Below are 13,623 nucleotides of genomic sequence, written 5' to 3' on the forward strand. Positions count from 1 at the left end.
ATCGAAAGTCGACACTTCTCCACCGACTTTCGGGTGCCGTCGACCATCGATCAGCCGAGAACGGGCATCACCAGTGTCGTCAGCGCGCCGTCGACTGCCGACCGCACCAGCATCGGTTGGTCCGGCGCGGCGATATCGAGCATCAGATCCGGTCCGACGGCCGACGCGACGGCAGCCTGCAGGACGGCCGCGTCGAAGAACACCGTCGTCTCGGAACCGGTGACCCGTGCGGGAACGGCGACACCCTCGACCGTCAGGCCGTCCGGGCCTGCATCGATCCGCAGCGTGCCGCTGTCGAGGGGAACGAAATCTCGTTGCACCACAACCCTCGTCGCGGTCGGAGCCAGACCGTCGATGATCGTCCGCCAGTCGGGATAGTCGCCGTCGACGAGATCCACAGTGTGCTGTACGCCTTCGGACTCGAGCATCATCGCGTCGTCGGTTGCCGTCAGCACACAGTTCCCCGACGTAGGTAGAGCCCCGAGCGAGTCGACCGCTGCAATACGCGACCAGGATGCACCGGACGAGCTCTGTGCGACGAGGCTGCGAGTGGAGAGTCGGTACCGATCCGTTGCGGTGAGGGTGACAGTGCCGCCGTCGACCTCGATCAGCACGCCCCGCAGCACCGGAAACTCCTCGCTCGTTCCGGCCGCAGACGCGACCTGTCTCACCGCCGACGCGAACTCGGCGGCAGATACCGTTGCTGTGCAGTACTTTTCGTCGAACAACCGGCGGATGGAGACTGCGGCCTCGACTGCTGCCCGTGCGCGTGCGGCGAGCTCGTCGACGTGCCGATCCACGATCTCGACCGCTGCAGCTCCGGCGCCGTCGAGGGCGGAGGCCACCTTGTCGAGCGGCATGCCGATCTCGCGCAGTTGGCGAATGATGTTCGCCCGCTTCGCCTGTGCTCGGGTGTAGTAGCGATAGCCGGACTTGGCGTCGATGAGGGCCGGGACCAGCAATGCACAGTCGTCGTAGAACCGTAGGGCGCTGGGGGTCAGCCCGCTCAAGCGAGCGAACGCACCGATGGTCAGGAATTCTTCGTCCGAATCAGTCATGGTGAAATCCTGAGGCTTCGGGTAGGTCGAAGGTCAAGCGTGATCCCGACGACTAATCGATTCGACGCTTGTGCGCCCATCGGGTGAGCGCATTCCGGTTGGACTGCTGAGTCTTTCGGAGAACATTCGAGGCATGCGTCTCGACGGTCTTGACCGAGATGAACAGATCCTCGGCGATCTCGCGATAGGTGTAGCCGCGCGCAAGCAACCGCAACACCTCGAGTTCACGGGGCGTCAGTGAATCGAGTTCCGGATCCAACGGGGGCTCCGGGCCGGCACTGCGACCGGTGAACGAATCGAGGACGAATCCGGCCAGACGGGGGCTGAACACCGCGTCTCCACCGGCGACGCGTCGAACACCGTCGGCGAGTTCCGAGCCGGAAATCGTCTTGGTGACGTACCCCCTCGCCCCGGCACGGATGACGGCGATGACGTCCTCGGCGGCGTCGGACACACTCAGGGCGAGACATACCGGCCCCTCGGAGATGCGGTTCAACACGGCCACACCGCCGCCGTCGGGCATGTGCACGTCGAGCAACACCACGTCCGGCTTCGTCGATTCGATGCCCGAGACCGCCTCGGCGACGCCTCCGGCTTCCCCGACGACGTCGATGTCCGCCTCGCGAGCGAGTTCGGCTCGCACACCGGAACGGAACACCGCGTGGTCGTCGACCAGGAAAACGCGGAAAGGTTCGGTCACGTCGGCTGCTCCTGCTGGCTGGATTCGGATGGTTCGGTGGTCATGGCGGTGCCGTTGCGGGGCATGAAGATTCGCACTTCGGTTCCCTTGCCGACGGTCGACCGTACCTGCACAGTGCCACCGCGGCGCTCGATGCGTCCCCGAATGGACTTCGCCAGGCCCTGTCGATCCTCGGGTACCTCGGATTCGTCGAACCCGGTACCGCGATCGCGGACGAAAACGCTGACCTGTTCCGGTTCGGTCTCGGCGAACAGATCGATATTGGTCTCACCGGAATGCTTGGCCGCGTTGACGAGAGCCTCTCGTGTGGCACCCAGCAGCGCGGTGAAACTCTCACGGGACAGGCCGGACTCGACGTCGTCGGGCAGTAGGTGCACGTCGCCGACAGTGATGGGTCGAACCGTCACGCCGTGCTGATCCTCGACCTCACCGGAGATGGTCTTGAGCGCGTCGGCCAAGCTGGAGTTGTCGGTGTCTCCGCCGTCGAACAGCCATTTGCGTAATTCCCGCTCCTGACCGCGCGCCAACCTCATCACCTCCTGCGGCTGATCGGACTGCTTCTGGATCAGGGCCAGTGTCTGGAGCACCGAATCGTGCAGGTGCGACGCGATTTCCTCGCGTTCGTCGTTGCGGATACGCGCGGACCGCTCGGCACCGAGCGCGCGCCAGGTGCGCAACCAGATGGGTACCGTCAACAGGCCGACGCCGACGAGAGTGACCACCACCGCCAGCAGGGACGAGCGCAGCGCGGCCAGATCGACGCGGGCGAGCACCACCACGGCGAGGCCGAGCACGATCAACGTCGCTCCGCCGACGACCCTCGCCCAGCTCAACATGGTCGGATGCTTGGGCAGACCGAGAGCTGTTCGCGGTCCCTCGGAGTCGAATTCGCGCCATACCAGGGCCGCCCCGATCACCACGACGATGACCGGCACGATGACCGATGCAGCGGTACCGCTGAGCAGCCAAGCGAGCCCGACGGCGAGGCCGAGACCGATAGCAGCCAACCCGAGCGCACGCTGGCGTTCGGCGGCACTCGGGTGCGCAGTGTCGTCGCCGGCGGGCGTGAACATCCAGATCAATCCGTAGGCGGCGATGCCGGCACCGGCCGAGGCGGCAAGCAGCGCGAAGGCCACCCGAACCTTGAACACGTCGACGCCGAGATGGTCGGCCAGACCCCCGGCGACGCCGCCGACGATGCGTCCGCCGCCGCGTCGTCGATAGGGCGCAGGAGCAGAACGTGCAGGAGAAACAGGAAAGGCAGGAGCCGAAGGAATCGAGGTGACAGGGATGGCAGGGGTGACCGGCGCGTCGCCGGCTACGGGTGGTGCGTTGCGGGCGGCGTCAACGGGTGGATTGTCGACAGGGTGCACGCCTCGATCCTGGCACGGACAGGGCGAGTGTCGCATCAGGGTTCGCCCTGATGTTTCGCGGTCTGTCGAGGTGAACACGATTTCGGGGATGAAGATCAGGGGTATCCCTGATGTGTTTCGTGGTCGCGGCGGCCACGATGGTTGGCATGAGCAACGTGACCGTCTCGGATCAACTTCAGCAGATGTGGCGCACCCGTCCGCACCGCTTGCCGCAACGCGGGCATGTGGCGGGTGTTGCGGCCGGTATCGGCTATCGATACGACGTCGACCCCGTTCTGATTCGGATCGCGTTCGTCGTCTCCACTTTGTTCGGCGGCACCGGCATCGTGCTGTATCTGGCGGCGTGGCTGGTGCTCAATCGCGCCGGCGACACGGCGTCGGGCGCGGAGTCGCTGGTCGGGCGAGGACACAGCTCCGATTCGGCGACCAAGATGGTGGTCGTTGCGGTGGCACTGGTCATCGCGGTGTCGACCATCGGTCCGGTCGGTGTCGGACTCGGCGGTTCGGGGCTGATCTCTCTGGTGGCGATGCTCGGTGGACTGTGGTTGCTGCACCAACGGTGCCCGGAGCCGCCCCCGTACATGCGGACGGCAGAGTTCTCCCGTAATCGCTACGCCCCGATGCCTTTCGGTTCTCCCAGCGCATCGGCCGAGCAGTGGACGGCCGCGCAGTACCGTCCGCCCCAGTTCCAGCACGAGCGCTACACCCCGTACACGACCCTGCCGAAGAGCTACGTTCCGACGCCGAAGCCCGTCGAGCACACCGGAATCGACGCAGACGCGCACACCGTGAACCTGAGCAAGTCGACCACATTCGCCGAGAAGTCGACCGAGAAGCCGGCCGACCTTCCCACCGTGACTCCCCCGTCGTGGGATCCACTCGGTGTGGCCCCCTTCGCCTGGGATCTTCCCGAACCGGCGGGCACCTTCCCGCCTGCGCCGATCGAACGTAAACGCCGATCACGTTGGACGGCAAGCTTTGTCGGCTTGGCGCTGCTCGCAGCCGGCATCACCGCGGCGGTAGGTGCCGCAACCGGAGGGGACTGGGCCTCGGCCGGCCGCGTCGGAGCCGTCGCTCTCGCGGTCATCTCCGTGGGACTCGTACTCGGCGCGTTCCTGCGCAAGGGCTACGGACTGTTGGTGATCGCAGCACCCCTGGCCGGCTTCGTCGTCCTGGCGTCAGCGGTCGGTCCGATGCACGTGGACGGTGCGTCGGGAACGCAGCGCATCGCACCGCTCACCGTTGCCGATCTCGCCCATACCTACGACGTCGGCCTCGGTGAACTGGACCTCGACCTCACGGGGCTCGACCTCACCGAGGACCGCACCGTCGAGATCGATGTGGCACTGGGCAGCGCGTCGGTCACCGTGCCCGATTCGATGAACGTGACCGTGGAGTGCGAGTCGGCCGTGGGGTCGTGCCCCACCGATACCCGGTTCGGCCCGGGAACGAGCACCGATACCCCGACATTGACGATCGTGGGCGATGTGGCAATCGGCGAGCTGAAAGTGGGGAACCCGTGAAGAAGAACAGGACCGATCGCATCGGCCACGACTACGGCGACAGTGATTCCGACACCGAGGCTCGCACCTCTGGCCGACGCGGTCCCTCGGCACTCCTGCTTCTCGCCGGGCTGGCGGCCATGGTCGTCTCGGTCGCAGCACTCATCGGCCGAGATGCGATCGTGGCACTGAGCGACGTCCAGTTCCGCTGGGTGTTCGTGGTCGCCGCGGTGGTCGTGGGCTTCGCGCTACTACTGGGCCCCAGCAGAAAGAGCTGACGCCACTACTCCCACTCGATGGTGCCCGGCGGCTTGCTCGTCACGTCGAGAACGACTCGGTTGACCTCCGGAACCTCGTTGGTCACCCGAGTCGAGATGGTTTCCAGCACGTCGTACGGCAGCCTGGTCCAGTCCGCCGTCATCGCGTCCTCGCTCGAGACCGGACGCAGCACGATCGGGTGCCCGTAGGTACGGCCGTCGCCCTGCACCCCGACACTGCGCACGTCGGCCAACAGCACCACCGGGCACTGCCAGATCTGCTGATCCAAGCCGGCGACCGTAAGTTCTTCTCGGACAATCGAATCGGCATGGCGGAGCGTGTTCAGACGGTCGCGGGTGATCTCACCGACGATACGGATCGCCAGACCCGGTCCGGGGAACGGCTGCCTGCCGACGATGTCCTCGGGCAATCCCAGTTCGCGTCCGACCGCACGCACCTCGTCCTTGAACAGCGCACGCAGTGGTTCGACCAGGGCGAACTGCAGATCGTCCGGCAGGCCGCCGACGTTGTGGTGGCTCTTGATGTTCGCGGTACCCGAACCGCCGCCGGACTCGACGACATCCGGGTACAACGTGCCCTGCACCAGGAACTCGACCGCGTCGCCGTGCTCGGCGTTCTCGCCCAGCACCTCGGCCACGGCACCCTCGAAGCTCCGGATGAACTCGCGGCCGATGATCTTGCGCTTCTCCTCCGGGTCGGAGACGCCCTCGAGCGCACCGAGGAAGGTGTCGACCGCATCGACGGTGACCAGCTTGGCACCCGTCGCGGCGACGAAATCCTGCTGCACCTGCTCACGCTCGCCGGCGCGCAACAATCCATGGTCGACGAAGACACAGGTCAGACGGTCACCGATGGCCCGCTGCACCAGTGCCGCCGCCACCGCGGAGTCGACACCGCCCGAGAGGCCACAGATGGCCTTGCCCGTGGGGCCCACCTGTTCCTGCACAGCGTCGACCAGAGCGTCGGCGATGTTCGCTGCAGTCCAGTCCGGGGCGATGCCCGCCGTCTCGTGCAGGAATCGGCTGAGCACCTGCTGTCCGTGCGGGGAGTGCAGAACCTCGGGGTGATACTGCACGCCTGCCATGCGCTTGCCCTCGTTCTCGAAGGCAGCGACCGGCGCGCCAGCGCTGGTGGCCGTGACGGTGAAGCCGTCCGGGGCCGCGGTGACGGCGTCACCGTGACTCATCCAGACCGGCTGTGTGGCGGGCAGACCGTCGTGCAGACGACCGCCGTCCACGCTGAGTTGAGTGCGACCGTACTCCCGCGTTCCGGTGTGTTCGACGGTTCCGCCGAGGGCCTGGGCCATGGCCTGGAATCCGTAGCAGATGCCGAACACGGGGATGCCGAGGTCGAGGAGCGCGGAATCGAGCTCGGGCGCACCCTCGGCGTAGACGCTGGAGGGTCCGCCGGAAAGCACAAGCGCGACAGGGTTCTTGGCCGCGATCTCCTCGGCGGTCGCGGTATGCGAGATCACCTCGGAGTACACATTGGCCTCGCGCACACGGCGGGCGATCAACTGCGCGTACTGGGCGCCGAAATCGACGACGAGAACCGGGCGTGCGTGTGCGGGATCGTGTGCAGAGGAGTCGGTCACCGGGTCAGTCTAATGGGACTGCTGCTGCGCTCATGCAACACCCGAATGCGCGACGGGCTTCGCCGAGGAGCCCGACCTGATCTCGACGATCGGCAGTCGCAGACCACCCGGAGCATCCACCGGGACGACCGGAGAGTTCGGGGCGATCGGATCGAGACGCTGGTACGGCAGTCCCTGTGCCGGACGGAGATCCAGCTCGCCCTTGTTCGGCCACAGCGCGGCGGAACGCTCGGCCTGCGCGCTGATGGTCAGCGACGGGTTCACACCGAGGTTGGCCGATACGGCAGCCCCGTCGACGACGCTGAGCGTCGGGTAGCCGTGGACGCGGTGGTACGGATCGATGACGCCGTGCTCGGAATCCGAGGCGATCGCGCAGCCACCGAGGAAATGGGCCGTGAGCGGAATGTTGAACAATTCTCCCCAGGTACCGCCTGCGACGCCGCCGATCTTCTTCGCGATGCGTCGAGTGGCGTCGTTGCCCTCGGGGATCCACGTCGGGTTCGGCTCACCGTGCCCCTGCTTGCTCGAGATCTTGCGGCCGAAGGGGCCACGCTTGGTGAACGTGGTGATCGAGTTGTCGAGGTTCTGCATCACCAGCGCGATGATCGTGCGCTCGCTCCAGTGCCGGACGTTGACGACGCGCAGGAACTGGATCGGGTGTGCGATCAGCGCGAACACGAACTTGAGCCACCGCGGAATCTTCCCGCCGCCGTCGGTCATCAGTGTCTGCAGCATGCCCATCGCGTTCGAGCCCTTGCCGTAGCGGCACGGTTCGATGTGGGTGTTGGGGCTGGGATGGAACGAGGACGTGATCGCGACTCCGCGGGTGAGGTCCATGTTCGGATCGACCGCCAGCTTGGCCGCTCCGACGATCGACTCGGAGTTGGTACGTGTCAGTTCGCCGAGTGTGTCCGACAATTCGGGCAGCGCGCCCGTGTCCTTCATCTTGTGCAGCAGGTTCTGGGTGCCCCAAGTGCCCGCCGCCAACACGACATTGGCTGCGCTGTACGTCTTCTTGCCCTTACGCAGCCGAGCGCCGGTGCGTTCGGTGTCGACGTCCCAGGTGCCGTCGGATCGGGGAACGAGACCGGTGACGGTCGTCATCGGCACGATCTCGGCTCCTGCGCGCTCGGCCAGGCCGAGGTAGTTCTTCAGCAGGGTGTTCTTGGCTCCGTGGCGGCAACCGGTCATGCACTCGCCGCATTCGATACATCCGGTGCGCTCGGGGCCTGCACCGCCGAAGTACGGGTCAGGGACGGTCTTGCCGGGCTCGTCTCCGAAGAACACGCCCACCGGGGTCTGGATGAAGGTGTCGGCAACGCCCATGTCCTCGGCAACCGACTTCATCACCTCGTCGGCGGGGGTCATGTGTGGGTTGCGCACGACACCGAGCATGCGGGTGGCCTGGTCGTAGAACGGCGAGAGCTCACTGCTCCAGTCGGTGATGTGCGCCCACTGCTTGTCCTCGAAGAACGGTGCCTGGGGCTTGTAGAGGGTGTTCGCGTAGTTCAGCGAGCCGCCGCCGACTCCGGCACCGGCGAGGATGAGGCAGTCGCGCAGCAGGTGCACGCGCTGGATGCCGTAGAGGCCGAGTTTCGGTGCCCACAGGAAGCGCTTGAGATCCCAGCTGTTCTTCGCGAAGTCCTTGTCCTCGAAGCGTTGTCCGGCTTCCAGGATGCCGACGCGGTATCCCTTCTCCACCAACCGAAGCGCGGTGACGCTCCCGCCGAAGCCCGAACCGACGATCAAGACGTCGTAATCCGTTGCGCGAACAGCTGAACCCATGGTGACCTCCGCTACATCCGATGCTGTCGAACAGTATGCACATCCCCATGTGACTACCGCCACAACCGATTCTAGCTGTTACGAGAGGTATCACCAACCCAGGGTCGGCTTACGTGGACGACACGCAACAGAAAGGGCGCGCACCCCGGTGTGAAAAGGAGTGCGCGCCCTGCTGGAGCAGACTTGATCAGGCCCTGACGTTCAGGCCCACCTTCTGGAATTCCTTGAGATCGGAGTACCCGGACTTCGCCATCGATCGACGCAGTCCGCCGACGAGGTTGATCGAGCCGTACGACTCGCGCGACGGTCCGTTGAGCACCTGATCCAGGCTCGGACGGTCCCCCGCAGACATCGGCAGCAGCGCGCCGCGCGGCATGGACGGGTGCGCCGCGGCCGACGGCCAGTACCAACCCCCGCCGGGAGCTTCCGCAGCGACGGCCAGCGGAGCACCGAGAACCGCAGCATCGGCCCCGCAGGCGATGGCCTTGGCCAGGGCACCGGAGGTGGTGATGTCGCCGTCGGCGATGACGTGCACGTAGCGCCCGCCGGTTTCGTCCAGGTAGTCCCGGCGCGCCGCGGCGGCGTCTGCGATGGCGGTGGCCATCGGAACGCCGATGCCGAGCACCTCACCGGTGGTCGTGCCACCCTCGACCGAGCCGTAACCGACGATGACGCCTGCCGCGCCGGTACGCATCAGGTGCAGCGCGGTGCGGTGATCGCTCACGCCGCCCGCGATGACGGGAACATCGAGCTCCGCGATGAAGGTCTTGAGGTTGAGCGGCTCGTCCTCGCCGTGAGCAACGTGCTCAGCGGAGATGATCGTACCCTGGATGACCAGCAGATCCAGGCCCGATGCAACGAGGGCAGGCGTGAGCGAGCGAGCGTTCTGGGGGCTCACCCGAACGGCGACGGTCACCCCGGAGTCACGGACCTGACCGACCGCTGCGGCCAGCAGATCCGGCCGGAGCGGCGCGGCGTGCAGTTCCTGCAGGAAGGCGATCGGCGCGTCGGGATCTAGATCGGTCTCGGCAATGTGGATCAGCTGATCGATCTTGGCTTGCACGTCCGAGTGGCGCGCCCACAGTCCTTCACCGTTGATGACCCCCAGCCCACCCTGTCGACCCAGCTCGATCGCGAACTCGGGCGAGACCAGAGCATCGGTCGGATGCGCGAGAAGGGGAATGTCGAAGCGGTACGCGTCGAGCTGCCATGCCGTCGACACCTCCTTCGACGACCGAGTCCGACGGGACGGCACGATGTCGATGTCGTCCAGCTGGTAGGTGCGGCGGGCTTCTCTGCCCATGCCGATTTCAACGAGGTCGCGCACGCGCGCACCTTTCTACTTCGAGAGCGAATCGCATCGGCCGAGAAACGGCCGAAGCGACTATCGGGTGGTGTAGTTCGGGGCCTCAGCGGTCATCGTGATGTCGTGCGGGTGGCTTTCCTTGAGCCCGGCCGCAGTGATCTGCACGAACTGAGCCTTCTGCAGGTCTTCGATCGACGTCGATCCGGTGTAGCCCATCGCAGCACGCAGGCCACCGGTGAGCTGGTGGATCACCTGGTTCAACGGTCCGCGGTACGGGACGCGACCTTCGATGCCCTCGGGGACGAGTTTGTCCTCGGCCAGCACATCGTCCTGGAAATAGCGGTCCTTGGAGAACGACTTCGCTCCCCCTCGTCCCTGCATCGCGCCGAGCGAACCCATGCCGCGGTAGCTCTTGAACTGCTTGCCGCCCACCAGAATCAGCTCGCCCGGGGACTCCGCGGTTCCGGCCAGCAACGATCCGAGCATGGCGGTCGAGGCACCGGCAGCGAGCGCTTTGGCGATGTCACCGGAGAACTGCAGACCGCCGTCGGCGATGACCGGCACACCGTGCGGCTTGCACGCGGCGACGGCCTCGAGGATGGCGGTGATCTGCGGAGCGCCGACGCCTGCGACCACGCGGGTGGTGCAGATGGATCCCGGTCCGACGCCCACCTTGACCGCGTCCGCACCTGCCTCGACGAGGGCGAGTGCGCCCGCGCGGGTGGCCACGTTGCCGCCGACGACCTGTACGCGATCGCCCACCTCGGCCTTGAGCTTGCTGACCATCTCGAGCACCTGCGAATTGTGACCGTGCGCGGTGTCGACGATGATCACGTCCACGCCGGCGTCGGTCAGTGCCATGGACCGAGCCCAGGCATCCTGCCCGACGCCAACAGCGGCACCGACCAGCAGACGACCGTCACGGTCCTTGGTGGCATCGGGGTGCTGCTCGGTCTTGACGAAGTCCTTCACGGTGATCAGGCCGGTGAGTGCGCCCTTGCCGTCCACGATCGGCAGCTTCTCGATCTTGTGGCGACGCAGCAGGCCGAGCGCCGCTTCCGCGGTGACGCCTTCCTGTGCGGTGATCAACGGGGCCTTGGTCATCACGTCGGCGACGCGGCGATTCTGATCGACCTCGAACCGCATGTCGCGGTTGGTGATGATGCCGACCAGTGCGCCGGTCTCGTCGGTGACGGGAAGACCGGAGATACGGAAGCGCGCGCACATGGCGTCGACCTCGGCCAACGAGTCGGTGGGCTTGCAGGTGACGGGATCGGTGACCATCCCGGCCTCCGAGCGCTTGACCGTCTCGACCTGGGACGCCTGATCCTGCAGTGACAGGTTGCGGTGCAGCACGCCCATACCGCCCGCGCGGGCCATGGCGATGGCCATCCGGGCCTCGGTGACGGTGTCCATGGCGGAGCTGACCAGCGGCACCCGCAGGCGGATCTCGCGGGTGATCTGACTGGACGTGTCGACCGAGCTGGGAATCAGGTCCGAAGCGGCCGGCAACAGCAGGACGTCGTCGAACGTGAGGCCGAGCATCGCGACCTTGTTGGGATCGTCGCCGCCTGTGCGGACGTGGGCTCCGGGACTACTCATGCGAATCTGGCCCTCCCTAGAGCCTGTGTGCAACTCGGCGCAGCGTGCGGCCGGTGAGAGCTCGCAGGCGCACCGCGGTGCGGTGTTGGAGAACGGATGGAGTTTCGGCACTTGCACTCATCTGTTCAGCGCCGTGAACCATGGTATCGGCTAGGGCACAACCAGTGCGAATGCCTCCCGCTGTGGGTGGCCGTCGAGCACCGAAATCCCGGTCCGCAGCATCGTCGGCGACGAACGCGTCCGGCATGTCGCATTCGAACGGCTGGCGCAGACCCACCAGTCCTGCGTACCGTGGAGGCGTGCGCGATCAACTGCCTCCCGGTCTACCCCCGGATCCGTTCGCCGGAGACCCAGCCGACCCGTCGGCCGCCCTCGACGCCATCGAGCCAGGCCAGCCCCTCGATCCTCAGGAGCGCCTGGCCGTCGAAGAAGACCTGGCGGACCTGGCTGTCTACGAGGCTCTCCTGGGCCACCGCGGCATCCGCGGCCTCGTCGTGTGCTGCGAAGACTGCCAGCAGGACCACTACCACGACTGGGACATGCTGCGCGCAAATCTGCTCCAGCTGCTCGTCGACGGAACGGTCCGGCCGCACGAGCCCGCCTACGACCCCGTACCCGACGCCTACGTGACCTGGGACTACTGCCGCGGCTTCGCGGACGCATCCATGAACGACGCGCTGCACGGCGACGGATTCGACAGCTGACTCCCGACACTTCGTACGAAGAAGCCCGACACGATCATCGTGTCGGGCTTCTTCGTTGTTCGGGCGGGACCGGAAAACCCTGTCAGCTGCCGCCGGATGGGACCGACATGCGGTCGCGGTTGTCCGACGAACTGCTGCCACCGGCGGTCGCCGTCGGCTGATCGGGCTCCTGAAGCACCGTCGGCGTGACGTCCGTCGTCGTCGAGGGACTCGGAGTCGTCGTCGTGGGCGGCACCTCTGGCGTCGTTGTGGTCGGAGCCGGCGTGATCGGAGCACCCGTGGTGTCGGGCGTGACCGGATCCACCGGAGCCGGCGGTAACAGGGCCTCGGAGCTGGGCACCGGAGCCGGGACGACCTCGGCCGGGAGCGGAACAGGCGCGGGCAGCGTCAAAGCCTGCAGCTCCTGCAGTAGACGCGCCAGCCACTGATCGAGCTCGGCGCGCTGCCCGTCGTCGAGCACGGAGGAACTGCTGTTCGACGCGCCGTCGAGCAGTGCGCGAGCGGCAGTGGTGTTACCTGAGGACAGGAGATTCTCCGCCTCTTGCAGCTTGGACGTCGTGTCGATCTGCGCCACGGTCGAATCGGCCTGTTCGGAGAACACGACCGACTTGACGCTCCACAGCGGATCGTCCGGTGTCGAGTTGTACGAGATGACCACCAGGCCACCCATCACGACCGCGATCGCGGCTGCGGCACCGGCGATGGGACGCAGCAAACGCATCCGTCCACCGCGGTTGGCCGAGCTCGAGCGCGCCATGTCGGCGGCGAGCTTCTCGCGTTCGACGGAGGCGACGACCACATCGAGCGAGGGGCCGGCCGGCATCGCCGGGGCCATCACGTCTGCTCGCCAATTGGCCAACAGAAGGGCGAGTTGGTACTCGTCTGCGTCATCGGTGGCAATCGGTCCGTCACCACTGATCGCATCGATGAACGCATCGTCACGACGTACGGCGACGAGGTCCACTGGACCACCGTCTGCGCCGATGTCGGCATAGGGATCGTTCTGCTTCGGTCCAGTGGGGTTCACGTGCCCACCGATTCGCGAGATTCCGCGACGCGGCGTCTCACCGGGGCCACCGTGACCATTGTCCCTAGCCATACATTTCACCTGCTCTCACAACTTCGTTCTTCAGTTTTGCGATAGCTCGGTGCTGAGCCACGCGGATAGCGCCTGCAGTGCTGCCGACGGCGGCTGCTGTTTCCTCGGCCGACAACCCGACGATGAGTCGGAGCACCAGAATTTCGCGGTGCTTGGCGGGCAAGGTGTCCAGCAGTGCAGTCATCTGTCGACTCGACTCGGATTCGAGAGCGCGTTGCTCCGGTCCGTGCTCCATCGACACGACATCTGGTACTTCGGCGGCCGGGTCCGATTTGTTACGCGAGGCGCTGCGATGGGCGTCGGCGACCTTGTGAGCCGCGATGCCGTACACGAATGCCATGAACGGACGACCTTGATCCTGGTATCGCGGCAAGGCGGTCATGACTGCCAAACAGACCTCCTGCGCCACGTCGTCGGCCGAAAGCTGACCGCGCTCAGCCGAACCGACCCGTGCCCGGCAGTACCGAACGACGAGTGGTCGGATGAATTCCAGGACCCGGGACAGAGCCAGTCGATCGCCTTGCGCTGCGGCAACGACGAAAGAGTCCAACTCCTCACCCGCACTGTTCATCGTCGACAATTTTCCCCGCGTTACAGGTACGCACCCGCCTGGGAGCGCTT

At 66.2% G+C, this 13,623-nt stretch carries 12 protein-coding genes; 3 read left to right on the forward strand and 9 right to left on the reverse strand.

The features are described 5' to 3' along the window. Window positions 1-50: 50 nt before the first annotated feature. Genes CH295_RS00600 through CH295_RS00610 form a run of 3 tightly spaced genes read right to left on the reverse strand, consistent with a single transcriptional unit; the run spans window position 51 to window position 3,035 of the window. Window positions 51-1,058, reverse strand: coding sequence for a DNA polymerase III subunit beta family protein (locus CH295_RS00600; RefSeq protein WP_094739475.1), 1,008 nt, complete (start codon window positions 1,056-1,058; stop codon window positions 51-53). 52 nt (window positions 1,059-1,110) lie between these two features. Then, window positions 1,111-1,758, reverse strand: coding sequence for a response regulator (locus CH295_RS00605; protein WP_094739476.1), 648 nt, complete (start codon window positions 1,756-1,758; stop codon window positions 1,111-1,113). Beyond that, window positions 1,755-3,035, reverse strand: coding sequence for a sensor histidine kinase (locus CH295_RS00610; protein WP_094739597.1), 1,281 nt, complete (start codon window positions 3,033-3,035; stop codon window positions 1,755-1,757). Before CH295_RS00610 ends, CH295_RS00605 begins: the two co-directional genes overlap by 4 nt. Before the next feature lie 242 nt (window positions 3,036-3,277). On the opposite strand from CH295_RS00610, the gene CH295_RS00615 reads away from it, so the two are divergent. Both CH295_RS00615 and CH295_RS00620 read left to right on the forward strand, forming a co-directional pair. Further along, window positions 3,278-4,654, forward strand: a complete 1,377-nt coding sequence (locus tag CH295_RS00615) for a PspC domain-containing protein (protein WP_252341844.1) — start codon at window positions 3,278-3,280, stop codon at window positions 4,652-4,654. Then, window positions 4,651-4,911 (forward strand): hypothetical protein, encoded by a 261-nt coding sequence (locus CH295_RS00620; protein WP_252341845.1) that lies wholly within the window; start codon window positions 4,651-4,653, stop codon window positions 4,909-4,911. The genes CH295_RS00615 and CH295_RS00620 overlap by 4 nt, the downstream gene beginning before the upstream one ends. 5 nt (window positions 4,912-4,916) lie before the next feature. Here the strand turns inward: CH295_RS00620 and guaA are convergent, their stop codons facing one another. The 4 genes from guaA to guaB all read right to left on the reverse strand — a co-directional run bounded on the left by guaA (window position 4,917) and on the right by guaB (window position 11,199). Continuing rightward, window positions 4,917-6,506 carry a glutamine-hydrolyzing GMP synthase gene (gene guaA, locus CH295_RS00625; RefSeq protein WP_094633718.1) on the reverse strand — a complete coding sequence of 530 codons (1,590 nt, stop codon included), beginning with the start codon at window positions 6,504-6,506 and terminating at the stop codon, window positions 4,917-4,919. Between the two features lie 30 nt (window positions 6,507-6,536). Next, entirely contained in the window at window positions 6,537-8,291 is a 1,755-nt protein-coding gene (locus CH295_RS00630; protein WP_037188242.1) for an FAD-dependent oxidoreductase, read from the reverse strand. A 187-nt stretch (window positions 8,292-8,478) separates the two neighbouring features. Next, complete coding sequence (locus CH295_RS00635) at window positions 8,479-9,618, reverse strand: GuaB3 family IMP dehydrogenase-related protein (protein WP_037188243.1); 1,140 nt, start codon at window positions 9,616-9,618, stop codon at window positions 8,479-8,481. A 57-nt stretch (window positions 9,619-9,675) separates the two neighbouring features. Further along, window positions 9,676-11,199 (reverse strand): IMP dehydrogenase, encoded by a 1,524-nt coding sequence (guaB, locus tag CH295_RS00640; protein WP_170945694.1) that lies wholly within the window; start codon window positions 11,197-11,199, stop codon window positions 9,676-9,678. Window positions 11,200-11,498: 299 nt separating this feature from the next. On the opposite strand from guaB, the gene CH295_RS00650 reads away from it, so the two are divergent. Next, a complete protein-coding gene (locus CH295_RS00650) occupies window positions 11,499-11,903 on the forward strand; it encodes a DUF5319 domain-containing protein (RefSeq protein WP_032378069.1) in 405 nt (134 codons plus the stop codon). Between the two features lie 82 nt (window positions 11,904-11,985). Here CH295_RS00650 and CH295_RS00655 read toward each other — a convergent pair whose 3' ends face one another. Together CH295_RS00655 and CH295_RS00660 are read right to left on the reverse strand one after the other, a co-directional pair. Beyond that, window positions 11,986-13,002: an anti-sigma-D factor RsdA gene (locus tag CH295_RS00655; RefSeq protein WP_094739478.1), complete on the reverse strand. Its 1,017-nt coding sequence runs from the start codon at window positions 13,000-13,002 to the stop codon at window positions 11,986-11,988. Beyond that, the gene (locus tag CH295_RS00660; RefSeq protein ID WP_032397500.1) at window positions 12,995-13,573 is read right to left on the reverse strand and encodes a sigma-70 family RNA polymerase sigma factor; all 579 of its coding nucleotides are present in this window, start codon (window positions 13,571-13,573) and stop codon (window positions 12,995-12,997) included. Before CH295_RS00660 ends, CH295_RS00655 begins: the two co-directional genes overlap by 8 nt. Between the last annotated feature and the right edge of the window lie 50 nt (window positions 13,574-13,623).

Origin of the sequence: Rhodococcus sp. 14-2483-1-2 (assembly GCF_002259405.1) — a bacterium.
GTDB lineage: Bacteria > Actinomycetota > Actinomycetes > Mycobacteriales > Mycobacteriaceae > Rhodococcoides.